A 265-nucleotide genomic window follows, 5' to 3' on the forward strand; every position below is an offset into this window, starting at 1 on the left:
GTCATGGTCGCCGCGGCCGTGCTTTTCTTCGTCTCGGCGATCGGATCGGGCCTCGCCTTCGGTGTGATCGATCTTATCGTCTGGCGTGTGGTCGGAGGACTGGGTGTCGGTGCGGCCTCGGTGATCGCCCCTGCGTACATTGCCGAAGTATCGCCCGCAGCCGTCCGTGGACGTCTGGGATCCCTGCAGCAGTTGGCCATCGTCACCGGAATCTTCGCTGCCCTCCTGTCGGATGCTCTGCTGGCCAATATCGCCGGCGCCGCGG

The 265-nt window shown here is 65.3% G+C and carries 1 protein-coding gene; it reads left to right on the plus strand.

Annotated elements, in window-relative coordinates; translation table 11 throughout:
- Positions 1-265, plus strand: a 265-nt coding sequence (locus tag SB773_RS32410) for an MFS transporter (RefSeq protein WP_410594480.1), incomplete at both ends; no start/stop codon positions are given.

Origin of the sequence: Bacillus sp. SIMBA_074, assembly GCF_046534555.1 — a bacterium.
GTDB lineage: Bacteria > Bacillota > Bacilli > Bacillales > Bacillaceae_G > Bacillus_A > Bacillus_A mycoides.